The sequence below is a fragment of the Micromonospora sp. WMMD736 genome (assembly GCF_049179015.1).
GTDB lineage: Bacteria > Actinomycetota > Actinomycetes > Mycobacteriales > Micromonosporaceae > Micromonospora.
Map to the genome: position 1 here is coordinate 906,528 of NZ_JBMHMI010000001.1, position 24,166 is coordinate 930,693.

The 24,166-nt window shown below is 72.4% G+C and carries 28 protein-coding genes; 13 read left to right on the forward strand and 15 right to left on the reverse strand.

Annotated elements, in window-relative coordinates:
• Positions 1-172: 172 nt before the first annotated feature.
• The 5 genes from ACN269_RS03985 to ACN269_RS04005 all read left to right on the forward strand — a co-directional run bounded on the left by ACN269_RS03985 (position 173) and on the right by ACN269_RS04005 (position 5,156).
• Positions 173-742 carry a hypothetical protein gene (locus tag ACN269_RS03985; protein WP_421471063.1) on the forward strand — a complete coding sequence of 190 codons (570 nt, stop codon included), beginning with the start codon at positions 173-175 and terminating at the stop codon, positions 740-742.
• A gap of 225 nt (positions 743-967) precedes the next feature.
• The gene (locus ACN269_RS03990; protein WP_421471064.1) at positions 968-2,020 is read left to right on the forward strand and encodes a hypothetical protein; all 1,053 of its coding nucleotides are present in this window, start codon (positions 968-970) and stop codon (positions 2,018-2,020) included.
• Between the two features lie 182 nt (positions 2,021-2,202).
• Entirely contained in the window at positions 2,203-2,970 is a 768-nt protein-coding gene (locus ACN269_RS03995) for a glycerophosphodiester phosphodiesterase (RefSeq protein ID WP_421471065.1), read from the forward strand.
• Between the two features lie 21 nt (positions 2,971-2,991).
• Positions 2,992-4,383 carry an MFS transporter gene (locus tag ACN269_RS04000; RefSeq protein WP_421471066.1) on the forward strand — a complete coding sequence of 464 codons (1,392 nt, stop codon included), beginning with the start codon at positions 2,992-2,994 and terminating at the stop codon, positions 4,381-4,383.
• Between the two features lie 56 nt (positions 4,384-4,439).
• The gene (locus ACN269_RS04005; RefSeq protein ID WP_421471067.1) at positions 4,440-5,156 is read left to right on the forward strand and encodes a thymidine kinase; all 717 of its coding nucleotides are present in this window, start codon (positions 4,440-4,442) and stop codon (positions 5,154-5,156) included.
• Here ACN269_RS04005 and ACN269_RS04010 read toward each other — a convergent pair.
• The 3 genes from ACN269_RS04010 to ACN269_RS04020 are packed head-to-tail and all read right to left on the reverse strand — an operon-like array spanning position 5,123 to position 7,954.
• Complete coding sequence (locus tag ACN269_RS04010; protein WP_421471068.1) at positions 5,123-6,325, reverse strand: low temperature requirement protein A; 1,203 nt, start codon at positions 6,323-6,325, stop codon at positions 5,123-5,125. The two genes, ACN269_RS04005 and ACN269_RS04010, sit on opposite strands and share 34 nt — an antisense overlap.
• The gene (locus ACN269_RS04015; protein ID WP_421471069.1) at positions 6,322-7,509 is read right to left on the reverse strand and encodes a low temperature requirement protein A; all 1,188 of its coding nucleotides are present in this window, start codon (positions 7,507-7,509) and stop codon (positions 6,322-6,324) included. The genes ACN269_RS04010 and ACN269_RS04015 overlap by 4 nt, the downstream gene beginning before the upstream one ends.
• Entirely contained in the window at positions 7,496-7,954 is a 459-nt protein-coding gene (locus tag ACN269_RS04020) for a hypothetical protein (RefSeq protein WP_421471070.1), read from the reverse strand. Before ACN269_RS04020 ends, ACN269_RS04015 begins: the two co-directional genes overlap by 14 nt.
• Before the next feature lie 125 nt (positions 7,955-8,079).
• Between ACN269_RS04020 and ACN269_RS04025 the strand changes: the two genes are divergently transcribed.
• Together ACN269_RS04025 and ACN269_RS04030 are read left to right on the forward strand one after the other, a co-directional pair.
• Complete coding sequence (locus tag ACN269_RS04025) at positions 8,080-9,783, forward strand: acyl-CoA dehydrogenase family protein (protein WP_421471071.1); 1,704 nt, start codon at positions 8,080-8,082, stop codon at positions 9,781-9,783.
• Positions 9,784-9,827: 44 nt separating this feature from the next.
• A complete protein-coding gene (locus ACN269_RS04030) occupies positions 9,828-10,196 on the forward strand; it encodes a VOC family protein (RefSeq protein ID WP_421471072.1) in 369 nt (122 codons plus the stop codon).
• Positions 10,197-10,300: 104 nt separating this feature from the next.
• Here ACN269_RS04030 and ACN269_RS04035 read toward each other — a convergent pair whose 3' ends face one another.
• The 6 genes from ACN269_RS04035 to ACN269_RS04060 all read right to left on the reverse strand — a co-directional run bounded on the left by ACN269_RS04035 (position 10,301) and on the right by ACN269_RS04060 (position 14,397).
• Positions 10,301-11,146: an LLM class flavin-dependent oxidoreductase gene (locus ACN269_RS04035; protein ID WP_421471073.1), complete on the reverse strand. Its 846-nt coding sequence runs from the start codon at positions 11,144-11,146 to the stop codon at positions 10,301-10,303.
• A gap of 29 nt (positions 11,147-11,175) precedes the next feature.
• Positions 11,176-12,174, reverse strand: coding sequence for a tyrosine-type recombinase/integrase (locus ACN269_RS04040; protein WP_421471074.1), 999 nt, complete (start codon positions 12,172-12,174; stop codon positions 11,176-11,178).
• A 325-nt stretch (positions 12,175-12,499) separates the two neighbouring features.
• A complete protein-coding gene (locus ACN269_RS04045; protein WP_421471075.1) occupies positions 12,500-12,925 on the reverse strand; it encodes an Hsp20/alpha crystallin family protein in 426 nt (141 codons plus the stop codon).
• 68 nt (positions 12,926-12,993) lie between these two features.
• On the reverse strand, positions 12,994-13,509 hold the full coding sequence (locus tag ACN269_RS04050; RefSeq protein ID WP_421471076.1) for a GNAT family N-acetyltransferase: 516 nt from the start codon (positions 13,507-13,509) through the stop codon (positions 12,994-12,996).
• Complete coding sequence (locus tag ACN269_RS04055; protein ID WP_421471077.1) at positions 13,506-14,042, reverse strand: DUF2087 domain-containing protein; 537 nt, start codon at positions 14,040-14,042, stop codon at positions 13,506-13,508. Before ACN269_RS04055 ends, ACN269_RS04050 begins: the two co-directional genes overlap by 4 nt.
• Positions 14,043-14,190: 148 nt before the next feature.
• Positions 14,191-14,397, reverse strand: a complete 207-nt coding sequence (locus ACN269_RS04060) for a hypothetical protein (RefSeq protein WP_421471078.1) — start codon at positions 14,395-14,397, stop codon at positions 14,191-14,193.
• Positions 14,398-14,595: 198 nt separating this feature from the next.
• Here ACN269_RS04060 and ACN269_RS04065 point away from each other — a divergent pair, with 198 nt between their 5' ends.
• The gene (locus ACN269_RS04065) at positions 14,596-16,116 is read left to right on the forward strand and encodes a helix-turn-helix domain-containing protein (RefSeq protein ID WP_421471079.1); all 1,521 of its coding nucleotides are present in this window, start codon (positions 14,596-14,598) and stop codon (positions 16,114-16,116) included.
• 230 nt (positions 16,117-16,346) lie between these two features.
• Here ACN269_RS04065 and ACN269_RS04070 read toward each other — a convergent pair whose 3' ends face one another.
• Both ACN269_RS04070 and ACN269_RS04075 read right to left on the reverse strand, forming a co-directional pair.
• The gene (locus tag ACN269_RS04070) at positions 16,347-16,538 is read right to left on the reverse strand and encodes a DUF397 domain-containing protein (RefSeq protein WP_421471080.1); all 192 of its coding nucleotides are present in this window, start codon (positions 16,536-16,538) and stop codon (positions 16,347-16,349) included.
• Positions 16,529-17,299 (reverse strand): Scr1 family TA system antitoxin-like transcriptional regulator, encoded by a 771-nt coding sequence (locus ACN269_RS04075; protein ID WP_421471081.1) that lies wholly within the window; start codon positions 17,297-17,299, stop codon positions 16,529-16,531. The genes ACN269_RS04070 and ACN269_RS04075 overlap by 10 nt, the downstream gene beginning before the upstream one ends.
• A gap of 198 nt (positions 17,300-17,497) precedes the next feature.
• On the opposite strand from ACN269_RS04075, the gene ACN269_RS04080 reads away from it, so the two are divergent.
• A complete protein-coding gene (locus ACN269_RS04080) occupies positions 17,498-17,761 on the forward strand; it encodes a flavin reductase (RefSeq protein WP_421471082.1) in 264 nt (87 codons plus the stop codon).
• On the opposite strand, the gene ACN269_RS04085 is transcribed toward ACN269_RS04080, so the two are convergent.
• From ACN269_RS04085 to ACN269_RS04095, 3 genes are read right to left on the reverse strand one after another with little or no spacing between them, the layout of a single operon-like run.
• Positions 17,714-18,349 (reverse strand): GNAT family N-acetyltransferase, encoded by a 636-nt coding sequence (locus ACN269_RS04085; protein WP_421471083.1) that lies wholly within the window; start codon positions 18,347-18,349, stop codon positions 17,714-17,716. The genes ACN269_RS04080 and ACN269_RS04085 overlap by 48 nt on opposite strands.
• Before the next feature lie 24 nt (positions 18,350-18,373).
• On the reverse strand, positions 18,374-18,880 hold the full coding sequence (locus ACN269_RS04090) for a DUF664 domain-containing protein (RefSeq protein WP_421471084.1): 507 nt from the start codon (positions 18,878-18,880) through the stop codon (positions 18,374-18,376).
• Complete coding sequence (locus tag ACN269_RS04095; RefSeq protein WP_421471085.1) at positions 18,877-19,899, reverse strand: aldo/keto reductase; 1,023 nt, start codon at positions 19,897-19,899, stop codon at positions 18,877-18,879. The genes ACN269_RS04090 and ACN269_RS04095 overlap by 4 nt, the downstream gene beginning before the upstream one ends.
• A 111-nt stretch (positions 19,900-20,010) precedes the next feature.
• Between ACN269_RS04095 and ACN269_RS04100 the strand changes: the two genes are divergently transcribed.
• A complete protein-coding gene (locus ACN269_RS04100) occupies positions 20,011-21,564 on the forward strand; it encodes an ArnT family glycosyltransferase (RefSeq protein ID WP_421471086.1) in 1,554 nt (517 codons plus the stop codon).
• A 6-nt stretch (positions 21,565-21,570) separates the two neighbouring features.
• Here the strand turns inward: ACN269_RS04100 and ACN269_RS04105 are convergent, their stop codons facing one another.
• Positions 21,571-22,056, reverse strand: a complete 486-nt coding sequence (locus ACN269_RS04105; RefSeq protein ID WP_421471087.1) for an RrF2 family transcriptional regulator — start codon at positions 22,054-22,056, stop codon at positions 21,571-21,573.
• A gap of 128 nt (positions 22,057-22,184) precedes the next feature.
• Here ACN269_RS04105 and ACN269_RS04110 point away from each other — a divergent pair, with 128 nt between their 5' ends.
• The 3 genes from ACN269_RS04110 to ACN269_RS04120 all read left to right on the forward strand — a co-directional run bounded on the left by ACN269_RS04110 (position 22,185) and on the right by ACN269_RS04120 (position 24,029).
• Entirely contained in the window at positions 22,185-22,919 is a 735-nt protein-coding gene (locus ACN269_RS04110; RefSeq protein WP_421471088.1) for an SDR family oxidoreductase, read from the forward strand.
• A 63-nt stretch (positions 22,920-22,982) separates the two neighbouring features.
• A complete protein-coding gene (locus ACN269_RS04115; protein WP_421471089.1) occupies positions 22,983-23,558 on the forward strand; it encodes a nucleotidyltransferase family protein in 576 nt (191 codons plus the stop codon).
• A gap of 9 nt (positions 23,559-23,567) precedes the next feature.
• Positions 23,568-24,029: an HNH endonuclease gene (locus tag ACN269_RS04120; RefSeq protein ID WP_421471090.1), complete on the forward strand. Its 462-nt coding sequence runs from the start codon at positions 23,568-23,570 to the stop codon at positions 24,027-24,029.
• Positions 24,030-24,166: the final 137 nt, after the last annotated feature.

The window sequence follows — 24,166 nt, forward strand, 5'->3', positions numbered from 1 at the left end:
GCCATAGCGGCGACACAAAGTGCAAGATCGGCGCAAGCGGCGGGCGCCCCGCCTCGGCGCAGGCCGGGGGCTCCCTCGGGCGGGGGAGGCGGTTGGCTCGGCGTGGGGATCAACGCGGTCGGGACCGCGACGAGGCTGGACTCGTCACAGTCGCCGACGCGAGGGGTTTTCCATGGACAGGTACGCACGGGTCGTGACGGCAGCGGCGGCCACGGTCGCGCTGGTCGCGGCGGGCTCGTCGACGGCATGGGCGCAGCCCACCGCACCCACCGGCACGTCGCCGCCGAGCACGGCCGCCATGGTCGCCGGGGCGGGCCACTTCGTGTACGACGAGCCCAACACGGCAGGGCACCGGATCTGGTTCGGTGTCGCGGCGGTCACGACCGTCGACGGGTCGACGCGTGGCGAGTTCCGGTACCGGCACGCGCTGCCGGACGGCACCGAGGTCGCACGGGGACGGGCCGAAGTGACCTGTCTGCGCGTCGTCGGGAACGTCGCGGTGTTCACGGCGATCGTGCCCGACGGCGTCGGTCCGGTCCGCAACCACGGCTACTACGTGAAGATCATCGACGGTGGTCGACAGCCCGACGTGATCGTCGACGCCCAGGCGCAGAACGGGACCGAGCCGCCCCCCACCGGCTGCCTCGACCCCGAGACGGAGCTGCCCCCGGAGGTGCCCGCACGCCCCCGCTACCCGATCCTCGCCGGCGGGTACGTGGTGGCCGGCGGTCTCCGCCCGTAGGCCCCCTGGCGCTCCCGTCCCACGGGGGTGACGGGGGCGCCAGGGCCCCACGGGCAGGCCACCTGGGCTCCACGTGTGCGGGACTGTTCCGCACAGCTCGAAGCCTGTGCTACCGCACCAACCGCAGGTCAGGCTTACCGCCAGGTCGCCGCAGCCACCCCGTGACGAACGGCGGCGTCAGCACGGGCCCCGACGGATCGGGCCCAGCTATCGGCGGGAGGTCAGATGTATCGGAAGTTGCTCGAACGGGCGATCGCGATCGTGGGGTTGGGCGCGCTGGCGCTCACCTCGATGGTCGCGACACCCGCCCAGGCACAATCGGCGGCGCAGTGCACCCTGGACGACCACTGCTACGGGGTCGTGTATTGGCCGGTGGCCGACATTTCCGCCGTGGAATTCGAGCTCGGGGTCTATCAGATGCAGGTCAACAACCCCGGGAACAATTTCGCGACAGCGGAGGCCTGGGTCATATTCGACCCCGTCCCCTACGATCCGAACACCTACTGGGTCGAGATGGGGATCACTCGTGGGGCCAGCGTCTGCGGTACGGGGCTCGTCTGGTTCACCGCCAGTCTGCTCCCCGGCAAGGGATACGTGGAACGGTGCCACGGCGCGGCCGCGCTATCCAACACCAAGCACCTCGTACGGATTCAAGAAGCCACCAACGGCACGTGGGACATGTACCGCGATGGCGCCTCCGTGACCCGCTACACGGGCGCGCCCTCCACCACCGCGATCGCCGAGATCGGCATCGAATCCGCCGCCGACGGCAACGTCGTCAGCATGACGGGTGGAAAGCTGAGGTACCGTACGGCCGCAGCGAGCCCGGTCTGGAAGAACGGCTGGGCCAGCCCCAGCTACCCCAGCTACGACGACCCGGACAGCACCCCGTGCTACGCGTTGTGGGTCTCCCAGCCCAACGACATGCGGGCCCGCTGCAACCTGCCGCAGACCACCGCCGCGTCCACCGAGGCCGCGCCGGCCACCACGTCCGCCCTGCAGCAGGCGCAGCGGATCGCCACCCTCGCCGGAGACCCGTCGGCGAGCGTCGCCACGATGGCCGACAGCACCCCGAAGGCCGCCACCGCGCGACTCGGCACCGCCGTCGACAACGCCTCGACCGTCACGGTCGTCACGTTGACGGGGAACTTCACGGGCAGGGCATTCCCTCGGCCGCAGGGAACCGCGGCTCCGACCGGAAACGCGTTGACCGTCGTGCTCGACAAGCAGACCGGCACCGTCCTGACGACGCAGTTGACGACGAACCTCCCGGGCTGATCGCGGCGACACGGCGAGCCGTGGCCAGGCGATGACCCCGGTCGGTGTGGCGGACGAACGCCGCGCCGACCGGGGTCATCGCCACATTTCCGATCGCCGGGAGACGGGACCGCCCCACCAAGGGGCCTGATATTCGCCGGCAGGCCACCCAGGCTCTGCCGACGGCGGGCATACTGCGTCGCGTGCTCAACCGATGCGCCTACCTCGACGCGCCCGCGCCGCTGGCGTTCGCCCACCGCGGCGGGGCCGCCGAGGGCGACGAGAACACCACCACGGCGTTCGCCCGGGCCATCGGGCTCGGTTATCGGTACGTGGAGACCGACGTGCACGCCACCGCCGACGGCGTCCCGGTGATCTTCCACGACCCGACGCTCGCGCGGGTCACCGGCACCGCGGGGCGCATCGCCGACCTGAGCTGGGCCGACCTCACCTCGGTACGCGTCGGCGGCGCCGCCGTCGTACCCCGGCTCGACGAGGTGCTGGACGCCTGGCCGCAGGTCCGCTTCAACATCGACGTGAAGGCCGACGGCGGCGTCGCGCCGACGGTCGCCACCCTGACCCGGGTCGGCGCGGCCGACCGGGTGCTGCTCGCCTCGTTCAGCGACGCCCGACTGGCCCGGCTGCGGGCGCTCACCGAGGGACGCGTCGCCACCAGCCTCGGCATGCGGGCAGTCGCCCGGCTGCGGCTGGCCTCCCTGCACGGCCGCCCGCTGCGGCTGCCCCCGTCGGTGGTCGCCGCGCAGGTGCCGCCCCGCTACGGGCGGGTGCCGGTGGTGGACCGCCGGTTCGTCGACTACTGCCACCGGCTCGGCCTTCAGGTGCACGTCTGGACGATCGACGATGCGGACCAGATGCACGACTTACTGGATCGTGGCGTGGATGGCATCATGACCGATCACGTCGGCGTGCTGCGCGACGTCTACCGCAGCCGCGGCCACTGGACCGCCTGACCAGCACCGAAGGAACCCCCGATGGCCGAGACCGTGACCCCCACGGTGACCGACACCCCGCCCCCGGCGAGCACCCCCCGCGAGCGCCGCGGCTGGTACATCTACGACTGGGCGAACTCCGCGTTCCAGTCCACGGTGATCACCGTGTTCCTCGGCCCGTTCCTGACCACCGTCGCCGAGACCGCCGCCGGTTGTGAGCTGGGCGCGGACACCTGCGACGGGTACGTGCACCCGCTGGGCATCCGGGTCGCGGCCGGGTCGTACTACCCGTACCTGATCTCGCTGTCGGTGTTCCTGACCGTGTTCGCGCTGCCGGTCATCGGGGCGATCGCGGACCGGTCGGCGCACAAGAAGCGCCTGCTCGGCGGGGCCGCGTTCACCGGCGCGGGGGCGACCATCGCGATGGCCTTCGTCACCGGCGACCGGTACCTGCTCGGCGGTGCGTTGTTCCTGATCGCCAACATCTCCTTCGGCGCCGCGATCGTGGTCTACAACTCGTTCCTGCCGCAGCTCGGCGGCCCGGACGAGCGGGACGCCATCTCCAGCCGCGGTTGGGCGCTCGGCTACCTCGGCGGTGGCCTGCTGCTGGCGGTGAACCTGGCCACGGTCTCCCTGCTCAGTGAGGACGACAACCCGCAGCGCACCCTGGACCTGGCCCGCTGGTCGATCGTCTCCGCCGGAGTGTGGTGGGGGGTGTTCACGCTGGTGCCGCTGCGCTGGCTGCGCGACCGTCCCGTCACGGCGGCCGTGGCCGCGCGGGGCAACGTGCTCACCGACGGGTTCCGGCAGCTCGGGCACACCCTGCGCGAGATCCGGGCGTACCCGCTGACGTTGTTCTTCCTGCTCGCGTTCCTGGTCTTCAACGACGGCATCCAGACCGTCATCACGATGGCCAGCCAGTACGGCACCGAGGAGCTGCGGCTGGAGCAGAGCACGCTGATCGTCACGATCCTGCTGGTGCAGTTCCTCGCCTTCGGTGGCGCGTTGCTCCTCGGCGCGCTGGCCCGGCGCATCGGCGCACAGAAGACGGTGCTGATCAGCCTGGTGCTCTGGACCGCCGTGATCCTCGGCGTGTTCTGGCTGCCCCCCGAGGCGCCGCTGCCGTTCATGGCGCTCGGCGCCTGCATCGGCCTGGTCCTGGGTGGCAGTCAGGCGCTGAGCCGGTCCCTGTTCAGCCAGCTCATCCCCGCCGGCAAGGAGGGCGAGTACTACGGCTTCTACGAGATCAGCGACCGGGGCACGAGCTGGCTCGGCCCGCTCGCGTTCGGCATCGTGTTCCAACTCACCTCCTCCTACCGCGTGGGCCTGGTCTCACTGGTGGGCTTCTTCGTGGTCGGTTTCCTGCTGCTGTTGGCGGTGCCGATGCGCCGGGCCATCATCGCGGCCGGAAACACCCCGCCACGGGTGCTCTGAGCACGTGCGACGCACCTGACAGATCCGGGCCGGTCGATCGGCTAGGCTGCCCGACCGTGACCGACGACGCCGCTGCCATGCCGACCTGCCTGGCCCACCCGTTCCCCGGCCAGCCGCACGCCCCCGCCGGCTGCGCGGCCGCGCGTGGGCTCGACGGGCGGCCGGTGCACGCCGCGGCGTTGAAGTTCTTCTGGGGGCCGATGGACTGCGGTAAGTCCACGATGGCGTTGCAGATGAACTACAACCACGCCCGGCAGGGCCGCCGGGGCCTGGTCACCACCCGCATCGACCGGTCGCTGGGCCCGCAGGTCACCACCCGCATCGGCCTGGCCCACGAGGCCATCGAGGTCACCGACGACCTGGACCTGCGGGCGCTCGTGCGGGGTCGCTGGGCCGACGGGGTACGCGTCGACTACCTGATCTGCGACGAGGCGTGCTTCTACACCGTCGAGCACGTCGAGCAGATGGCCGAGCTGGTGGACAGCTACGACGTGGACGTGTTCGCGTTCGGCCTCGCCACCGACTTCCGGTCCTGCCTGTTCCCCGCCGCGCAGCGCCTGTTCGAGTTGGCCGACGAGGTGGCCCGCATCCAGGTCGAGGTGCTGTGCTGGTGCGGCCGGGAAGGGTTGCTCAACGCCCGGGTCGTCGACGACCGGGTGGTCCGCGAGGGCGAGCAGGTCGTCATCGGCGACACCGTGGAGACCGCCGACGTGCGCTACCAGGTGCTCTGCCGGCGGCACTACCGCAGCGGCGACCTCGGCCCCCGCGACTGAGACACCCGCCGGTCCGACACCCGATCGGCCACGATCACCGCGGCCGTGACCAGCAGCGCCGCCCCGGCGGTGACCGCGACCGGTGCGCCCAGCGCGACTGCCCCGGGGGTCAACGCGAGCAGCAGCAGCGTCGCCGTGACCCGGCCCGCCACCCCGGCGAAGCCGAGCACCAACTGGTACGCGGCGTGCCCGGCCAGGAACAGCGCCGGCCCGCCGAGGACGACGAGCGCGTCCGCCCACCCCACCGCGTGCCCGGGGGCGTGCAGCAGCCGCTCGTCGCCGACCGCGGTGACCACGATGCCGCCCACCATCACCGGGTGCAGGTAGTTGAACACCAGCCGGGACAGCCGGCCGGCCCGCTCACCCGCCTCGGCCAGGGCCCGCATGACCGTGTCCGCCCGGTCGAAGTACACCCACCACAGGGCCACCGACCCGGCGAAGGCGAGCAGGAACGCGAAGATGCCCGACCGGTCCAGGTGCTGCGTCAACGTCCCCCCGGTGACGAGGATCGACTCCCCCAGCGCGATGAGGACGAAGGCCTGGCACCGTTCGGCGAGGTGCCCACCCTCGACCTTCCACCGTTCGGGGGTGCTGCGGCCCAGACCGGGCACCGGGAACCCGGTCGCCAACCCGAGCGCGTCGACGGCGATCACACCGATCCAGATCACCTCCCGGGCCGGAGTGCCCACCAGGCCGCCGACGAGGGCCAACAGTCCGGTGCCGGCGATCCAGACGAGGCACTGGCGGAAGCTGTCACTGACGTACGGCTGGCCGCGGATGGCCCACATGGCGAAGACCGTCCGACCGATCTGCACCGCCGCGTACGCTCCGGCGAAGAGCAGACCGTCGCCGCCGAACGCGGTGGGCAACGCCGCCGCGAGCAGCAGACTGCCCAGCGTCACCACCAGCAGCGTGGTGCGTACCGGCGCCCGGTCCGGGCGCAGCCAGTTGCCCATCCACACGGTGTAGATCCAGACCAGCCAGACCATGCCCAGCAACACCGCGGTGCGCCCCACGCCCGGCCAGTCGAGGTTCCCGCTGAGGTAGTGGGACAACTGGGTGATCGTGAAGACGTAGACCAGGTCGAAGAAGAGTTCGGTGGACGTGGTCCGCTCCACGCCCCGACGCGGGCGCAGCAACTGTGGGTGGGCCGGGGCGGGTTCGGTCACGACGTGCCCCGCCGGGACCGGTCCGTCAGGATCACCGCGACGGTCACCGCCGTCGCCAGCGCCGCGCACGTCACCACCGTCGCGCCCCGCCCCACGCAGACCGGTACCAGCGCCAGCAGCACCACCACCGCGACGATCCGGCTGGTCGGCAACCCCCGCCACAGCACCGCCTGGTAGCCGGCGTGCCCGGCGAGGAACAGCGCCGGGCCGCCCAGGGTGAACAGGGCGGTGACCGTGGTGGCCGCCGCGCCCGGAGCGTGCAGCAGCCGTTCGTCGCCCGCCGAGGTGACGACGATGCCGGCCACCATCACCGGGTGCAGGTAGTTGAACGCGACCCGGCTCAGCGCCCCCGTACGCGTGCCCGCGCGGGCGACGACCGCCGCGGCGGCCGGCGCCGACCGCGCGAAGTACACCCACCACAGCGCCACCGAGCCGGCGAACGCCACACCGAACGCGCCGAGACGTACCAGGTCCACGTGTGCCGTCAGGGTGCTGCCGGTGACCAGGATCGACTCGCCGAGCGCGATGAGGACGAACGCCGCGCAGCGCTCCGCCAGGTGCCCACCCTCCACCATCCACCGCTCGGGGCGGCTGCGCTCGCGCCCCGGCAGTGGGTAACCGATCGACAGGCCGACCACCTCGAGCACGATCACCGCCGCCCACACCACCTCCCGGGCCGGGGTGTCGACCAGGCCACCGACCACCACGAGCACCGACGTGGCGGCGATCCAGGGCAACGACTTCTGGAACCCGTCGACGAGCCACGGGTTGCCCTGCGTCGCCCACAACGTGAACATGGTCCGGCCCACCTGCACGACCACGTAGACCACCGCGAAGAGCAGACCCGTCCCGGCGAACGCCTGTGGGATCGCCGCCGACAACAGCAGGCTGCCCAGCGTCACCCCGATCAGCATCGCCCGTACCGGGCCCTGGTCCGGTTGCAGCCAGTTGGTCACCCAGGTGGTGTAGACCCAGACGAACCAGACCAGCGCCAACAGCAGGGCGGTCCGGGCGGCGCCACGCGCGTCCGGGTGCGCGATCAGGTAGTGCGACACCTGGGTGATCGTGAAGATGAAGACCAGGTCGAAGAACAACTCGGTCGAGGTGGTCGGCTCGACGCCCTGACGCCGGCGCAGCAGCCGGGGGTGCGCCAACGCGACGGCCGGCGGCTCAGAAGGGGTCACCGCACACCCGCCAGTCGCCGCCCTCGCGGACCACCGGCAGGCGGCGTTCCTCGCTGATGCCGCCGGCGCGGGTCAACCGCACGGTGACGGTCCCGCGCGGGTGCCCACCCTTTGTCGCCACCGAGACGTCGGTGATTTCGTAGTCGGTCACCATGGGCGGGGTCCGCACCCAGCTGGTGAACCCGATCGCGCTCCACCGGGTCCGGGCGTCGGCGCACAGGCGTTCGTACGCGCGGTCGCTGTCGCCGAGGGACACCTCGCTGAGGAACCCGTCGGCGGTCTCCCGGATCGGGCCGGCGGCCTGCCGTACGGTCTGCAGGTTCCACGCTCCCAGTCCGGCGACTCCGACGCAGCACAGCGCCATGCCGAACCCGGCGAAGGCCAGCCCGGCACGCATCGGGCGGCGCCGCCGGGCCGGTCGGCTCCACGACTGGCCGGCACCCACGATTACCGACCGTAGAGAACACCGTCGCGGTGAGGCACGGCAAGCCGAAAACTGGGCCTTCTTTCGGCGCGGCCACCCATCGTCTACCGTCGGCGCACACCCCCGTAGCGCCTGGGAGCCGATCGATGAGCCGCTTCGTGCAGCCGGTACCACCCCCTGCCGACCCGTACGCCGGTGATGCCCTGCTGCGGTCCTGGCTGGAGCGTCACCTCGGCGCGGCCGGTCACGCCGCCGCGAAGGGCCGCCTCGCCGACCTGGCCGCCGACGTCACCGGGCCGCTGCGCGCGGCACACGCCGACGCCGAGGCGCACCCGCCGACGCTGGTCCGCTACGACCCGTGGGGCGCCCGCGTCGACCGCATCGAGGTGTCCGCCGGGTGGGAGACGCAGCGGGCCGCCGCCGCCCGGCACGCCGTGGTGGCGCTGCCCTACCTGCCCGAGGCGCGGGGCACGTGGGGCGCTGCCGCGCGGGTCGTGCAGCACGCGCTGCTGCACCTGTACGGGCCGGAGTCGGCCACGTTCTCCTGCCCGGTGGCGATGGCCGACGGCGCGGCGGCCCTGCTCAGCCTGCCCGACGTCGACGCCGGTGTCCGCGACGCGTGGCTGCCCCGGCTGCTCTCCACCGATCCGGACACGGCGATCACCAGCGGGCAGTGGATGACCGAGTCGCAGGGCGGCTCGGACCTGGGCCGGTCGAGCACGATCGGTCGGCCGGCGGCGGACGGTTCGTGGCGGCTGACCGGGGAGAAGTGGTTCTGCTCCGCCGCCGACGCGGCGATGGCGGTGGCGTTGGCCCGCCCCGAGGGCGCCGGGCGGGGCAGTCGGGTGCTCGCCCCGTTCCTGGTCCCCCGCTACGCGGTCGACTCGCCCCTGGCCACCGGCGCGGCACCGGACGCGCCCGCCCCCGGTGTCGTCGTGCACCGGCTCAAGGACAAGCTCGGCACCCGGGCGCTGCCGACCGCCGAGATCGGGCTGCGCGACGCGTACGCGGTGCCGCTGGGCGACCCGGCGGTGCCCGGCCTGGTCCGGGCCATGACCCTGGTCGTGGTGACCCGGGTGCACAACGCCGCCGCCGCTGCCGGCGGGATGCGCCGAGGGCTCGCCTACGCCCGCGCGTTCGCCGACGCGCGGCACGTCGCGGGCGGCCCGCTGTCGTCCTCGCCCCTGCACCGCGCCACGCTCGGCACGCTCGCGGTCGACGCGGCGGGCGCGTTCGCCCTCGCCGGGCACGCGTTCGCGCTGCTCGGGCGGGTGGAGGTCGGCGCCGACCCGGAGGCGGTCGCGGAGCTGCGCATCGTCGCGCCGCTGGCCAAGCTCGCCACCGGGCGGCTCGCCGTCAGCTCCGCCAGCGAGTACGTGGAGAGCTTCGGCGGCGCCGGGTACGTGGAGGACACCGGGGTGCCCCGGCTGCTGCGCGATGCGCAGGTGCTGCCGATCTGGGAGGGCACCACCAACGTGTTGTCCCTGGACGTGCTGCGTGCGTTGACCCGGGAGGACGCCGGGACGCCGCTACTGCGTCGGCTGACCGCTGCCGTCGACCTGGCCCGGCCGCTGTCGCCCGCGCTGGCCGACACCCTGGCCACCGTCGCCGGGCAACTCCGCGACACCATCGCCGTGGTGACCGCCGAACCGGGCGCGGCCAGCGTCGTCGCGGGCGCCCGTGCGCTGGCGCTGCGGCTGGCGTACGCGCTGACCGCCGCGCTGCTGGTGGAGCACGCCGCCTGGGGTGACGAGCAGGCGGAGGCGGCGGCCCGGCTGTGGGCACGGCGGTGGCTGCGGCACGAGGACATCGCCGAGGACGCCCACCATCACCTGGATCTGCTCTGCTGAGGAGGTCGACGGGGATTGTCGGGGGTGCCGGGCATAGTGCGGGCATGACGACAACTGCCGACCTCGCGATGGTCAATCTGGACAGCTCCGACCCGGCCGGGCAGGCCGCCTTCTATAACCGGGTGCTGGGCTGGGAGATCACCCACAGTCAAGCCGAGTACGCGATGATCAACGGCGGTGGCATGTCCATCGGGTTCGGCCTGGTCGAGGGCTACGCGCCGCCGGCCTGGCCGGACACGTCCGGGCAGAAGCGCTACCACCTCGACCTCTACGTCGACGACCTGGCTCAGGCCGAGAAGGAGTTCGTGGCCGCGGGCGCGTCGAAGCCGGAGTTCCAGCCCGGCGAGACGTGGGTGGTGCTCCTCGACCCGATCGGCCAGCCGTTCTGCCTCTGCCGCCGGCCGCAGGGCTGACGGCACGGCGAGTCGACCGGCTGACGCGCGCCGCGCGGCGGGCCGCCGGGGTCGCCGGCCCGGTGGCGGAGGCCGATCCACCGTCGGACTGACGCTCGGGCCGCTCAGCGCAGCGGGCCGCGGGCCACCGCGTCGCGCATCGCCGCCGGGTCGCCGACCGGGACGTACTCCAGCCACCAGGTCGCCCCGGCGGCGGTTAGCTCGCGGTGGTAGGCCCGTTCGGCGCGCTCGTCCGGGCGACGCCGCCGGCCGCCGATAGCTACGTCGAACGGCTGACCGTCGGCCCGCGTCGCCGGCAGCGCTGCGGCCAGCTCGTGGACCTCGTCGGGGGTGAAGTCGGCCCAGCCGTCGGTGTCGGTCAACTTGTACGGCACGATGCCGTCGGCGCGGGCCGCACGCCGTCGCACCGCCCCAGCCTGGGTGCTGCCGCCGACCCAGACCGGCACCCGGAGTGACTGCACGGGCGGTGGACGCAGCGCCACGTTCTCGGCCCGGTAGTGGACACCCCGATGCTCGACCCGCTCGCCACTGAGCAGGCCGGTCAGCAGGTCGAGGCCCTCGTCGAGCATCGCGGCGCGGACGGCCACCTCGGTCGGCTCACCGAACGCGGCCAGACCCCGGTCGCCCGGGTCGCCGACCCCCACCGCGACGGTGGCCCGGCCGGCGCTGAGCTGGTCGAGGGTGAGCACCTCGCGGGCCAGCTTCGCCGGGCGGCGTCGGGGCAGCGCGGTGACGGCCGTGCCCAGCCGGACCCGCTCGGTACGCCCGGCGATCGCCGTGAGCACCAGCCACGGGTCGTAGGTGGACGGGTCGTCGCCGTGGTAGTGGATGAGGTAGTCCTCCAGGAACACCCCGTCCCACCCGGCGTGCTCGGCCAGCTCACCCAGCTCGACGAGGGTGGCGACGGCGAGATGGTCGCCGCCGCAGGGGATCTCCAGACCGTGTCTCATCCGGCGACGGTAGGCCGGGGGTACGACGCTCAGGCGCGCCGACGGGACCGGGCGGCCCACACCGCGTACGCCGGGTCGCGGTCGAGGTTGTGCCGGTCCCGGTCGTAGCGGCGGGTGGTGCGCGGGTCGGCGTGCCCCATGGCGTCCTGCACGTCTTCGAGGGGAACGCCCTCGGAGCGGGCGGTGGTGGCGAACGCGTGTCGCAGCGAGTGCGGCGACAGTCTCGCCCAGGCCGGGATACCGGCGGCGCGGGCGAGGCGACGGACCATCCGGAACACGGAGTGCCGGTCGAGTCGCGCGCCGCTGGCGGTGACCAGCAGTGGCCCGCTCAGCTGCGTCACCGGCACGCCTTCGGCGGCGGCCCGCTGGGCCAGGTAGGCGTCGACCGCGTACGCGGTGCCCGGGGTGAGGGCGCGGCGGCGCTTCTTGCCGCCCTTGCCGACGAAGCGCACGCTGCGGTGCCCGCGCTCGGCGCCGAGGTCGGCCAGGTCCAGTGAGACCAGTTCGCCGACCCGCAGGCCCAGGTCGGCCAGCAGCGCGATGGCGGCCCGGCTGCGCGCCGCCGTCGGGCCGGTCTCGGCGTCGGCGGCAGCGAGTAGGGCGTCCACCTCCTCGGGGGTGAGCCCGATGGTGGCGGAGTGGTCGCGGTCGACGCGGGGCCGGTCCGCGCCGGAGACCGGGTTGGCGGGTACGCCGCCGAGTTTGACGAGGAAGTCGTACCAGCTCGACAGGGCGGAGAGCCGACGTGCGACGGTGGCCGGGGTCAATGGTCGGCCGCTGCGGGCCACGAGTGTGGATTCCAGCGCGCGGGCGTACTCGTTGACGTGCAGGAACGTCGCCCGCAGCGGATCCAGGTCGTGCTCGGCGCACCAGCCGAGGAACGCGGTGACGTCGCGTCGGTAGGCGTCGCGGGTGTGCTCGGAGAGCCGACGGTTGCGCAGCCACGCCTCGGTGACGTCCATCGGCGCGCTCGGCAGGGCCGGTCGGGCGGTGGGGCGGGCGAGCACGGGCGCGTCGGAGGACACCATGTGAAAAAGGTTCTCAGCAGCGAATGGGATTGCCACGCAGGCGCGCCGACGGCCGGCGTCCGCGGTGCGGGCGCCGACCGTCAAGGCGGTGCGTCAGGCGTTGATCTCGCACTTCCTGCGCCGACATAAGGGGCATTAAAGCCCATCACAGCAACCCAAAGCGCAAGATTGACGCCCCCGCCGGATCCCCCTGTCCTGCCTCCCGCCCCGCCCCCCTGGCCGCGCCGTCCGGGTCGCATCGATCATGAAGTTATTGCCACCTGGCTCGGCGTGTCGTGGCAATAACTTCATGATCGCCGGGGCGGGGCGGGGGGGCGGGGGGGGGTTAGGCGTTGATCTGGCGTCGGCCGTTGCCGTTGGCGGTGATGGTGACCCGGCGGGGCTTGGCCCGCTCGGCGACGGGGATGCGCAGCGTCAGCACCCCGTGCTCGTAGCCGGCCTCCAGCTTGTCGGTGTCGAGGGTGTCGCCGAGGAACAGTCGCCGGGTGAACGTGCCCATCGGACGTTCGGCGGCGACGAGTTCGACGCCGTCCCCGGACGGTCGACGGCGCTCGGCACGGACGGTGAGGACGTTGCGCTCGACGGTGCAGTCGATGGTGTCCGGGTCGACGCCGGGCAGATCGAACGCGGCGTAGAAGAAGTCGCCGTCGCGGTAGGCGTCGAGCTGCATCGTCGCCGGACGGGCTGCCGTACCGAAGAACTGCTCGGCGAGCCGGTCCACCTCGCGGAACGGGTCGGTGCGCATCAACATGGTCATGCCTCCTCGGTTCTCCCTGGCCGAAGGTTGTGGTTGAGTCGAGGTGACTCAACTTCCTCTTCTTATTTAACGCCTTGCGAGCCGGCCGTCAAGTCCTTCTCGAACCAGTGCTCGGCGTACGGGCCCTGCGTGTAGGCGGGGATCTCGCCATAGCCGTGTCGGGCATACAGCGCGCGGGCCTCGACCAGGTCGGAGCGGGTGTCCAGGCGGATCCGGTCCGCTCCGGCGGCCAGGGCGCGCGCCTCGACGGCGGCCAGCAGTGCGGCCCCTCCTCCCGTGCCGCGGTGCGCGGGCCGGACGTACACCCGGGTCAGCTCGGCGAACTCGGCATGCCACCGCAGTCCGGCGCAGCCGGCGAGATCCGCGCCGCGGTGGGCGAGCAGGAGCACACCGGTCGGGTACGCCAGGTCGTCGCTGGGCATCTCGGCCAGCGCGGCGTCGACCTCGCCGGGCCGGGCCGGGCGGTGGTAATAGCGCACCACCATCTCGGTCATGTACTCACGCAGCAGCAGTGCCGCGTCCGGATGGTCCGGCCGGACGGCGTCGGTCGACCACTGCGGCCGGACGGCCGTGGTCACGCCTCCTCCTCGGCTGCGGTGGTCCGCTGGTAGATGCCCTGCTCACGGGTGAGCAACCGCTCGTCCACCAGGTAGCGGCGCAGGGTGGCGTGGTCCGACGCGCCGCCGGCACACCACGGCTTGAGCGCGTCGTCGACGGCCCGCTCCGGATAACGGGTGCCCGGCGCGAACGACCGCTGCGCGATGTGTGTCAGCAGCGTTCGCCGCCGTCCGCGCTGCGCCGGCATGCCGACCAGCACCTCCCCGCGCAGGAACGTCCGCAGCACCGGATCCTCGGCCGGCTCGGTGTCGTCGGTCGGTCGACCCTCGCGCGCCGCCGCCCGCAGCGACGCCTCGTCGACCGCGAGCGCGCCGTCAGCGCCGGTGATGAGGCCCGCAGTGGCGAGCCGACCGAGCCCGGTGAGCACGACCCGCGTGGCCAAGCCGGAGCGCTGCACGACCTCGGGCACGCTTGTCGATCCCAACGCGACCGCCGCGAAGATCCGTCGCCGTCCGTCGTCGGCCAGGGCCCCGGCCAGAGCATGCGCAGTCATGCCGGTCACCCTCGCACCGGGGTACGCGTGCCGCCAGGCAATTTCCGGGGTACGCGCCGCCGGGCCCGGCCGCCCCGCAGCGCGTACGCCGAAACGATCCACATGGTGTCAGTCCCGACCAGATCGACGATACCTTTGTCGGCCTGAGTCAACGGCACGCGGAATCGAGGAGAACGTACAGAAAGGTCGCGAGGACGTTCAGTGGCACCGCGAGAATGCTGCCCAGCAGGAAAAAGATGATCTGCTCGCGTCGCAACAATCGGCTGATGTCGGCGGCGGTCGGCTGAACCGCGACTTCCGGCTCCTGTCGTGCCTCCATTGCCTCGGCGCCGGTGCCTGTCTGTTCGGTCGGCATTGGGGACCCCCTCGACGTTGCGTCTTGGTGGGATGCTCACACGGCCGTCAGCTGCCCCGAAAGCGCGCCCATTCGACGATGTGCGTCGATCCGAACCTTCTCGCCGAGGAGTGTGCGTGAGCCGCACATTGCGGCGCGAGTGGCCCGCTCTTTGTGCGGGCCGACCTACGATCAGTGCACTGGCGGAAGGTGTCGTTGATGAATGCGCATGAGCAACGGACGGCGGTCAAGGCGGTGCTCGATGTCGCCCGGCAGCGAAACTGGCCGACCGGTCAGATCGTCGCCGAGCTCAACAGCCGGTGCGGGATCAGTCTGTTGCGGGCACACCGGCTCGCCTCAGGCAGAACGCTGAACGAGGTCGCGCGAGCGATCCAGCAATTGATCATCGCTGAAGGTGAGCCGGCGCCAATGCTGGGACATCACCGCGTGTCCCGGTGGGAGACCGGCGTGGAGCGGCCATCGCCGCGCTACATGGACGCACTCTGCCGCCTCTACAAGGCCCGACCGGACCTGTTGGGCTTCGGCAGGGACTACCGAACGATGGTTCCAGAGAGCGAACCGGCCGGTCCAGAACCTGACCCGCAGCCCGCACCGGCCCCGGTACTACAGGCCGGCGTCACCGCGGCAGAGATGGTACGGCCTGGCACCAATGAGGAGAGTAGTGATCGTATGAAGCGGCGGGAGACCCTGCGGGCACTGCTGGGTATCACGGGTGGCGGGTTGGCGGGTCCGGCATTGCGGGCGCTCGACCTGACCCGGGAACACATGTCGAACACGCTGCAGCACCGCAGCGTCACCGAGACGACCGTGGACTGGTGGGAGGAGCAGGCTGCTCTGCACGGCAACTCCTATCGCACCAAGCCGGCGATCCAGCTTCTCGGCAGCGCGATCTTGGATTTTGACGACATCGAACAGCTTCTCGCCTACCGCCAGTCGTTGCAGAGTCAAATCCGGCTGACCACGGTCGCCGCGCAGCTGGCCGGGCTCATCGGCGTGCTCTGTGTCGACCTGGGCGAACCCGCGCAGGCGAGCCGCTGGTTCCAGGTGGGCAAACTGGCCGCCGAGGAAGTCCAGGACCGTGGTCTGCGGGCGTGGATCCGGACCCGGGAGGCTCTCCTTCTCCTCTACTACGCCGGGCCGGCTGACGCCGCGCGCGCCGCGCGATCGGCACGGCACTTGGCGAGCGGACTTCCTTCCGTCGCTGGCGCCATGGCGCCCGCTGTCGAGGCCCGTGCCCTGGCCATGATCGGCCGGGGCGCCGAGGCGCAGACGCTGATGGAACAGGCCAACCGGAATTTCGATCTCATCCCCCGGGACGTACGAAACGGAGGGCTCTTCGGCTTTCCCGAGCGCAAGTTCCGCTTCTACGAAGGCAACGTGCTGGCCCGCGTCGGCTCGTTCGAGGCGACCGCACGCTGCCACCAGCAGGCCCTGGCGCAGTATCCGTCACATGACGTCGTCGACCGGGCCCACATCGCGCTTGACGGTGCGGTGTCGCTGATACGTCGAGGCGAGCTGATCGAGGCGTGCAGGGCGACGACGCGGACGCTACTGGACCTGCCGGTCGACACCGGCATCGGCGCGGTCGTCGCGGAGGCCGATGAGATCCGATCACGCTGCGCCCGCATCGGACGAGACCATCGGGTACTGAGCGAGCTGGGTGAGGTGATCCGACTGCGCCGCGTGGGGCTGGCGGCGAACGCGGCCAGCCCGGCGTAGGTAGGGCGACCGCGAGGACGTGACGGCGCAGTGGCGAAGGCGTGACCGGCTGCCGCCGGGCGACGCGCTGACGCCGCCGATGCGTTCGGTACGCCCGTACCCCCGACCGTTTGTCGGCCCGCGAACCGCAACCGGCCGAACCCGGCGGCGTGCGCTGATCAGGCCGGATCGATCCGTCTTCGTGCGAGACGGCCGCCGCCGGCGCCGAGAGCGGCGACCGGGGTGGACGGTCAGCCGGCGGCGCGGGCCATCGCGACGAAGCCGCGCCAGGCGTCGGAGCGGAAGGTCAGCGTCGCACCGTCACGGTCCTTCGAGTCGCGGACCAGCACCACGCCCGGAAGGTTGTCGGCGACCTCGACGCAGTCGCCGCCGTTGCCACCGCTTCTCGTGCTCGTGCGCCACCGCGCCCCGGTCATGTCCATGATCCCGCCGCTTCTCTGAGAAGGTCCAGGGAACGTCCCCGGGGCAGCGCCTCGCCGCGAATCCGCTCCCACCGCCGCTCCAGGCTAACAAGCTCCGATGGAGCATCGAGGATCTGCGCCTGCGCGGCACTGTCGACGTGGGCGAGGCGCGAGCCGTCCGGCAGGTCGGCGATGGTGAACGGGCCGTCGAGCCCGGGGTAGCTGGGCGCGTCCGCCGGCACGATCTGAAGCTGGATCGTGTCCGACTCGACGTAGCCGAGCAGGCGGGTGAGCTGCGCGGCCATCAACGCCCGGTCGTCGCCGACCCGGCGGCGCAGCACGCCCTCGTCGAGCAGGGCGATGAGCAGCGGCCCCTCGGCGTCCCGGTCGAGAATGGACTGTCGATTCAGCCGCGCCTCGGTGAACTCGTCGACCGCGTCCGCCGTGAGGACACCGCCGGCCAGGGTCGCCCGGGCGTACGCCTCGGTCTGGAGCAGCCCCGGCACCCACGCCAACTGGAACGACCGCAGGGTCACCGCCTCGCGTTCGATGTCGACCCACGGCCGGAACCACACCGGCTCGCGGCGACGCAGGGCGTCCGGCCACAGTGCCTCGGCATCGCGGGCCAGCACCTCGGCGACGGTCGCCCGATGACGACTCTGCGGAACGTGACCCGGGTTCGCCCACCGGGCGACGGTCTTCGGGTGCACACCGATCCGATCGGCGAGGCTCTCGGCCGTGTGGCCCGCCTCGGCGAGCGCGGCGACAAAGGCGTGGTTCATACCGTTCCTTCCGGGGAGCAAAGGGGCTGCACCAAAGAGAACACGTAACGCTGTGTGCTTGTCCAGCGACTCCCGGGAAAGTGGGGTATCAGCGGCGCGGCCGGCAGGGACCCGAACCCGGCGGACGCGTTCGCAGCGGGGGTCGCTTCCGCAATCGGCAGCGACCCCCGCTTCCACCAGCCGATGAGGAGGACAGCTGTGCCGCACATCGAGGAGAAGGCCGCAAGACGTACGCACTCCCCGTTGCGCCCGTCGTGGCGCTGCCCGGTCTGCGGCATCCTCTGGCCGTGCTCGACGGCGAAGCTGCGCCTGCTCGGCCAGTACCGGGAGGACCGCCCGGGTCTGTTGACGCACCTGGCCGCGGTCCAGAAGGAGGCCGAGGCGGATCTCGCCGCGCTCAACCCGGATGTAGCGCTACCCGATCTGACCCCGCGCTTCGTTGGCTGGGCGCAGCCCCGATGAGCGGAGCGGCCCGTCGGTGCGCAGTCGTGCGTGCTGGTGCATGTCGTGCCAGCCGTCGGCGTGCCGCATCGACTGCCGTGCCACCCCCTCCACGGCGTAGCCGCCCCGGGTGGCGACCCGGCACGACGCCGCGTTGGCCGTCGAGTGGTTCAGCTCCAACCGGTGCAACCCCGCCCGCGTGAAGCTCCACCGCGTCAGCGTCTCCAGCGCCGCGGTGGCGATCCCCCTACCGCGCGCGTCGGGCAGCAGCCAGTACGACACCTGCGCCGACCCCTCGGTCAGCAGCACGTCCCGCAATCCCGTCTGGCCGACCGGCCGGTCATCGCCGTCGACGATCGCGAAGCTCACGGCCGTCTCGGCACGCCACCGACCGGTCCACTGTGCCGTCCACGCCCTGGCCTCGGCGTCGTCGTCGAGTCGCAGCACATGCCACCGCTGGATCGCCGGGCAGCCGAACGCCGCGCGGACGGCCGGGGCGTCGTCGTCGCGCCACGGCCGCAGCGCCAGCCCGGGGCGTACCTCAAGGTGTGGTTGTTCCTGGGCGGCGAGACTCCCGACGGCCAGGGCGGGGGTGACGAGCAGCGGCATCGGGCCATTATCGGCCGGGCGGTCTCACTCCCCCGTCGGGCCGCCTGCCAGCTCGGTGACCACGTCGAGGTGGCCGAGGTGGCGGGCGTACTCCTGCACCAGGTGGAACAGCACCCGTTCCAACGACGCCGGGTCCGCGCCGTCCCAGCGCGGGCCCGGCGCCCCGACCTCGGCCAGGTCGTGCCCGGACACCACGGCGGTGGTGTGCGCGCCCTGCGCCCGCAGCGCCGCCACCAGGTCGTCGCGGGTCACCTCGGGATCGACGTACCAGCGGTCGTTGCGATTGTCGCCCCACGGCTCGGCGACGTCCCGTCCCTGGAAACCCCACTCGATCCAGCGCAGCTCGACGTGGCGCAGGTGGCTGACCAGCTCCAGTGGGGTCCACCCGGACGGCAGTCGGCTGCCGCGCAGCTCCGCCTCGTCCAGCGCCGACACCTTCGCCACCACCGACTCGCGGAAGTAGTCCAGGTAGCGCAGGAAGACCTCGGTGCGGCTGCCGGCCGGCGCGGTCGGCTCGGGAAAGGGGATCACGGCAGCTCGCGCCCGCGCTGCCGGACCCCGGCCCCGCCGTACGGGTAGTCGCCTACCGGGGGCGCGCTCGCCTCGTCCAGCAGCCGCATCTGCTCGTCGCTGAGGACGAGGTCGGCGGCGGTCAGGTTGTCGTCGAGCTGGTCGGTGGTGCGCGCGCCGAGGATCACCGAGGTGACCGCCGGACGGGCCGCCAGCCAGGCCAGCGACACCGCCGACAGGGACGCGCCGAGGTCCTGCGCGACCTGGCCGACCGCGTCGAGCACCCGCCAGGTGCGCTCCTGCGCGTTGCGACCGGCGTACGCCTCGACACCGCGCTGCGGGTTCTCCCCGAGCCGGGTCGCACCGGTGGGGGTGGTGTCGCGCCGGTACTTGCCGGTCAGCCAGCCCCCACCCAGCGGCGACCACGGCAGGATGCCGATGCCCTCGTTCTCGCAGACCGGCACCAGCTCGAACTCGATCTCCCGGGCCAGCAGGTTGTACTGCGGTTGCAGCGTCACGATCGGGGTGAGGTTGAGGTGCTGGGTGAGCAGGGCGGCCTTCTGCAACTGCCAACCGGTGAAGTTGCTGACCCCCGCGTAGCGGATCTTCCCGGCGCGTACCGCGTCGTCGAAGAAGCGCAGCGTCTCGGGCAGCGGGGTCAGCGGGTCCCACGCGTGCGCCTGGTAGAGGTCGACGGCCTCGACGCCGAGCCGCCGCAGGCTCGCGTCCAGGGCGCGGGTGAGGTGTACCCGGGACAGGCCGGCGTCGTTCGCCCCGGGGCCCATCGGGAAGCGGCCCTTGGTGGCGATGACGAGGCGGTCCCGCACGTCGGGCCGGGCCCGCAGCCAGCGACCGACGATCTCCTCCGAGACGCCCCTGGAGTAGACGTCGGCGGTGTCGAGGAAGGTGCCACCGGCCTCGACGAACCGGTCGAGCTGCGCGAAGCTGCCCTCCTCGTCGGTCTCCGCGCCGAAGGTCATGGTGCCCAGACAGAGGGTCGACACCACCGTGCCGGTGGCGCCCAGAGTGCGGTATCGCATGTCGTCCTCTCGGTCGATGTCGCAAAACTGATCTTCGCACCTGCTCAGAGCGGGTGCACCCGGAGGCGTTGCGGGTACCCACGCGGCGGCGTCACGGGCGAGAATGAACCGGTGAGCGAGCCCGCCATCGACACCGATCGGCCGCGGACGCCGGCCCGGTCGTCCACACCGACCGAGCTGCCGCAGCCCGGTCCGCGTACCCGGGGCCCGTGGCTGGTGGCCGCCGCGACCAGCGTGACGCTGCTCCTGCTCGCCGGGCGGTACGGCTACCACCGCGACGAGCTGTACTTCCTGCTCTGCGGCCGGCACCTCGACTGGGGTTACGTCGACCAGGGTCCGCTGGTCCCCGTGCTGGCCCGCCTGCTCGACGAGATCGCGCCGGGCAACCTGGTGGTCCTGCGGACGCCGTCGGCGCTGCTGGCCGGGGGCGCGGTCCTGCTGGTCGCCGCCATCGCCCGGGAGTTGGGTGGTGGCCGGGGCGGGCAGAGCTTCGCGGCGGTGCTGGCCGCGATCTCCGGCATCGTGCTGGCCAGTGGGCATCTGCTCAGCACCACGACCGTCGACCTGCTGGTCTGGCTCGCCGTGGCGTGGTGCGCGGTGCGGTTGCTGCGCACCGGTGACACCAGGTGGGCCCTCCCGCTCGGGCTGGTGCTCGGTGTGGGCATGCTCAACAAGCTGTTGCCGGCGCTGCTGGCCGTGGGCCTGCTCGCCGGGGTGCTGATCGCGGGGCCGCGTCGGCTGCTGCGCGACCGCCGGGTGCTCGCCGCCGCCGCGATCGCCCTGGTGCTCGCCGCGCCGAACCTGATCTGGCAGGCGGCGCACGGCTTTCCGCAGCTCGGCGTGGCCGCGTCCATCGCCGACGGGGACAGCTCGTACAGTGGCCGCCTCGACGCGTTCACTCTCCAGTTCCTCATCATCAGCCCCTACGCCGTACCGATCTGGATCGCGGGTCTCGTCGCGTTGCTGCGCCGGCCGGCGTGGCGGTCGTACCGTGCGGTGGGTTGGGCCTGGGTGGTCGTGTTCGGCGTGGTCCTGATCGCCGGCGGCAAGGGCTACTACGACGCTCCCCTGTTGTTGGCGCTCGTCGCGGCGGGCACGGTGGTGACCGCCGCCTGGGCGTCGCGCGGCTCGGCATGGCTGCGCCGGGGGGTGCTCGCGGTCGGGGCGGTGCCGTTCCTGCTGCCCAGCATCGTGCTGCTGCTGCCCGTGCTGCCGGCCGACCGGCTGCCCGGCTTCGTGGTCGACGTCAACTACGACGCCGGGGAGACCATCGGCTGGCCGGCGTTCGCCGACTCGCTCGCCACCGTCCACAGTGGTCTGCCCGAGTCGGATCGCGCGCGGGCGGTCATCCTCACCGGCAACTACGGCGAGGCCGGGGCGGTCGCGCGCTACGGACCGGCACGGGGGCTGCCCCGGGCGTACTCCGGTCACAACAGCATGGTCGACTTTGGTCGTCCGCCCGCCGACGCGGACGTGGTGATCGCGGTCGGCTGGGAGCGCCCCGACGTGCTCAACGGTTGGTTCGAGCGGTGCGAGCTGGCCGGGCAGGTCGACCAGCGGGTCGAGGTGGCCAACGACGAGAACGGCGGCCCGATCCACGTGTGCCGGGGGCTGCGGCGTCCGTGGGCCGAGATCTGGGACACCGAGGTACGACGTACAGGGTGAGCACGCTCAGCCGGTGGGGTCGCCGGTGAGCCAGGCGCGGACGGTGGCCAGGGCCTCGGGGCCGGAGTCGACGTTTACGTCGCGGGCGAGGTCGGCGATCGTGATGCCGGCCAGGGCGTCGCGCCACGCCGTCTCGGCGGCCCACATGGCGCGGGCGATCGGGCACGCGCCGGTGCAGTCGCCGGGCGGGGTGGCCAGCGGGCCGCGCTGGCGGATCTCGGTGCACACGAAGGCCGGACCCGGCCCGTCGACGGCGTGGACGACGTCCAGCACGCTGATCGTCTCGGGCGCGCGGGTCAGCGCGTAGCCGCCGGACTTGCCCTGCACAGAGTGGATGAGCCCGGCGCGGGCCAGCGACTGGAGCTGCTTGGCGAGGTAGCTGCCGGAGACGTCGTGCAGCTCCGCGAGCCGGGCGGCCGGGACGGGCCGGCTGCTGGTGGTGAGCACGACACAGCAGTGCAGCGCCCACTCGACCCCGCCGGACATCTTCATGGCCTCACCCTAACCACCCCTGATACTCGGACCCAGCATGTCCGAGTATAGTTCTCGGACATAAGAGGTCCGAGTTTGCCGGCGCCACTGGGGAGCTGGGACGAACGGGACACGGAAGGTGAAACGACATGAAGATCGCTGTGATGGGCGGAACGGGCCTGATCGGCTCCCAGGTCGTGAAGATCCTGCGGACCGCCGGGCACGACGCGGTCGGGCACTCGCAGTCGACCGGCGTCGACCTCCTCACCGGGCAGGGCCTGCCCGAGGCGCTCAAGGACGCCCAGGTCGTCGTCAACCTCACCAACTCGCCGACCTTCGACGACGCCTCCCCCGCCTTCTTCCAGACCACCATGGACAACCTTCTGACCGCCTCCGAGCAGGCCGGCGTCGGACACGCCGTGATCCTGTCGATCGTCGGCGTCGACCAGGTGCCCGACCTGGCCTACTACCGGGCGAAGGTGCTCCAGGAGGACGTCCTCAAGGCCAGCGGGGTGCCCTACTCGATCGTCCGCGCCACCCAGTTCTTCGAGTTCATCGACGCGGTCATCTCCTGGACCGCCGACGAGACCGGCGTACGCCTGCCCAGCACGCCCGTACAGCCGATGGCCGCGGCCGACGTCGCCCAGGCCGTCGCCGACGTCAGCGTGGGCGCGCCGCTACAGGGCATCCGCAACATCGCCGGTCCCGACGTGTTCGGCCTCGACGAGCTGGGCCGGATCACCCTCGCCGCCCGGGGCGACCAGCGGACCGTCACCACCGACGACACCGCCGGCATGTTCGCGGCGGCCCCCGGTGACGTCCTCGTCGGCAAGCAGGACGCCGTCCTCGCCCCCACCTCGTACCGGGAGTGGCTGGCGCGCTGAGCTGCGGCCGGGGCGTCCCGGGATGCGGGGCGCCCGCCCGGTCGTGCCCACTAGGCTCTGACCATGGTCACGGCGGGTCTGCTCCTGGCGGCCGGCGCCGGCCGGCGGCTCGGCCACCCCAAGGCCCTCCTGCCGTACCGTGGCCGCCTGCTCGTGGAGCACGCCGCCGACCTCCTTACCGCCGCCGGCTGCCGACCGGTACTGGTGGTGCTCGGCGCGCAGGCCGACCAGGTCCGCGCCCGCACCCGGCTGCCCCGGGTGGTGGTGAACGGCCACTGGGCGTCGGGCATGGGCTCGTCGCTGCGGGCCGGGCTGGACGCCCTGACGTCCAGCCCGGCCGCCGCCGTCGTGGTCACCCTGGTCGACCAGCCCCACCTGACCCCCGAGGCGGTACGCCGCGTCGCCCGCGACGCCACCGCCACATCCCTCGCCATGGCCACCTACGGCGACGGGCGACGCGGACATCCGGTGCTGCTCGGACGCGACCACTGGCCCGGAATCGCCGCGGCGGCCACCGGCGACCGGGGCGCACGCGACTACCTCCGCGCCCACGAACCAGCCGTACGTCTGGTGGACTGCGCCGACGTCGCCGACGACACCGACGTCGACCTGCCCGACCAGGCCGCGCGCCTCCGCTAGGGTGACGCCGTGCTCAGCCAGGTCAAGGGGTTGTCCCGACACTTCACCGAGGCCAGTCTGCGCGAGCATCTCCTACGGCGTTCGGTACGGCAGGACGACGGCTGCCTCATCATCACCGGATACGGCACGCGGCGCGGCGTTCACCAGAAGGTCGCGGGCCGCGCCTGGGCGCACATCGCCGCGTACGTCGTCTTCGTCGGCGGGTACCACCCCGATCTGGAGGTCGACCACCTCTGCCCGGCGAAGGACTGCATCGAGCCCACCCACCTGCGGCAGGTCAGCCGCGCCGAGAACTGCCGCACCCGAGCGCAGGCTCCGACCTGCCGCAACGGGCACGACCGCGAAATCGACGAGTCCACGGGTCGATACCGCCGGACGTGCCGCGCCTGCAACCGGGACAGCCAACGCCGATGGCGCGAGCGCCAGGCCGCCGAGGTGCACCAGGCCCGCTCGGCGTACCTGCCGAACTGACGCACACGGTTCGCGCACACTCGCGCCGCCGCGCCCCCGCAACGGGCCCCGCGACTCCTCATGGGAGTCCCGGGGCCCGTTGCCGTGCCGTCCCAGCACGTAGACGCGCGACCCGTGCGACTCGGAATTCGAGAATG

Bases quoted from the DNA above. Each gene is read 5' to 3' on its own strand.
- ACN269_RS03985 (WP_421471063.1), top strand. From the start codon at position 173: ATGGACAGGTACGCACGGGTCGTGACGGCAGCGGCGGCCACGGTCGCG.
- ACN269_RS03990 (WP_421471064.1), top strand. From the start codon at position 968: ATGTATCGGAAGTTGCTCGAACGGGCGATCGCGATCGTGGGGTTGGGC.
- ACN269_RS04000 (WP_421471066.1), top strand. From the start codon at position 2,992: ATGGCCGAGACCGTGACCCCCACGGTGACCGACACCCCGCCCCCGGCG.
- ACN269_RS04025 (WP_421471071.1), top strand. From the start codon at position 8,080: ATGAGCCGCTTCGTGCAGCCGGTACCACCCCCTGCCGACCCGTACGCC.
- ACN269_RS04030 (WP_421471072.1), top strand. From the start codon at position 9,828: ATGACGACAACTGCCGACCTCGCGATGGTCAATCTGGACAGCTCCGAC.
- ACN269_RS04035 (WP_421471073.1), bottom strand. From the start codon at position 11,146: ATGAGACACGGTCTGGAGATCCCCTGCGGCGGCGACCATCTCGCCGTC.
- ACN269_RS04040 (WP_421471074.1), bottom strand. From the start codon at position 12,174: ATGGTGTCCTCCGACGCGCCCGTGCTCGCCCGCCCCACCGCCCGACCG.
- ACN269_RS04045 (WP_421471075.1), bottom strand. From the start codon at position 12,925: ATGTTGATGCGCACCGACCCGTTCCGCGAGGTGGACCGGCTCGCCGAG.
- ACN269_RS04055 (WP_421471077.1), bottom strand. From the start codon at position 14,042: ATGACTGCGCATGCTCTGGCCGGGGCCCTGGCCGACGACGGACGGCGA.
- ACN269_RS04060 (WP_421471078.1), bottom strand. From the start codon at position 14,397: ATGCCGACCGAACAGACAGGCACCGGCGCCGAGGCAATGGAGGCACGA.
- ACN269_RS04065 (WP_421471079.1), top strand. From the start codon at position 14,596: ATGAATGCGCATGAGCAACGGACGGCGGTCAAGGCGGTGCTCGATGTC.
- ACN269_RS04070 (WP_421471080.1), bottom strand. From the start codon at position 16,538: ATGGACATGACCGGGGCGCGGTGGCGCACGAGCACGAGAAGCGGTGGC.
- ACN269_RS04075 (WP_421471081.1), bottom strand. From the start codon at position 17,299: ATGAACCACGCCTTTGTCGCCGCGCTCGCCGAGGCGGGCCACACGGCC.
- ACN269_RS04085 (WP_421471083.1), bottom strand. From the start codon at position 18,349: ATGCCGCTGCTCGTCACCCCCGCCCTGGCCGTCGGGAGTCTCGCCGCC.
- ACN269_RS04095 (WP_421471085.1), bottom strand. From the start codon at position 19,899: ATGCGATACCGCACTCTGGGCGCCACCGGCACGGTGGTGTCGACCCTC.
- ACN269_RS04105 (WP_421471087.1), bottom strand. From the start codon at position 22,056: ATGAAGATGTCCGGCGGGGTCGAGTGGGCGCTGCACTGCTGTGTCGTG.
- ACN269_RS04110 (WP_421471088.1), top strand. From the start codon at position 22,185: ATGAAGATCGCTGTGATGGGCGGAACGGGCCTGATCGGCTCCCAGGTC.
- ACN269_RS04115 (WP_421471089.1), top strand. From the start codon at position 22,983: ATGGTCACGGCGGGTCTGCTCCTGGCGGCCGGCGCCGGCCGGCGGCTC.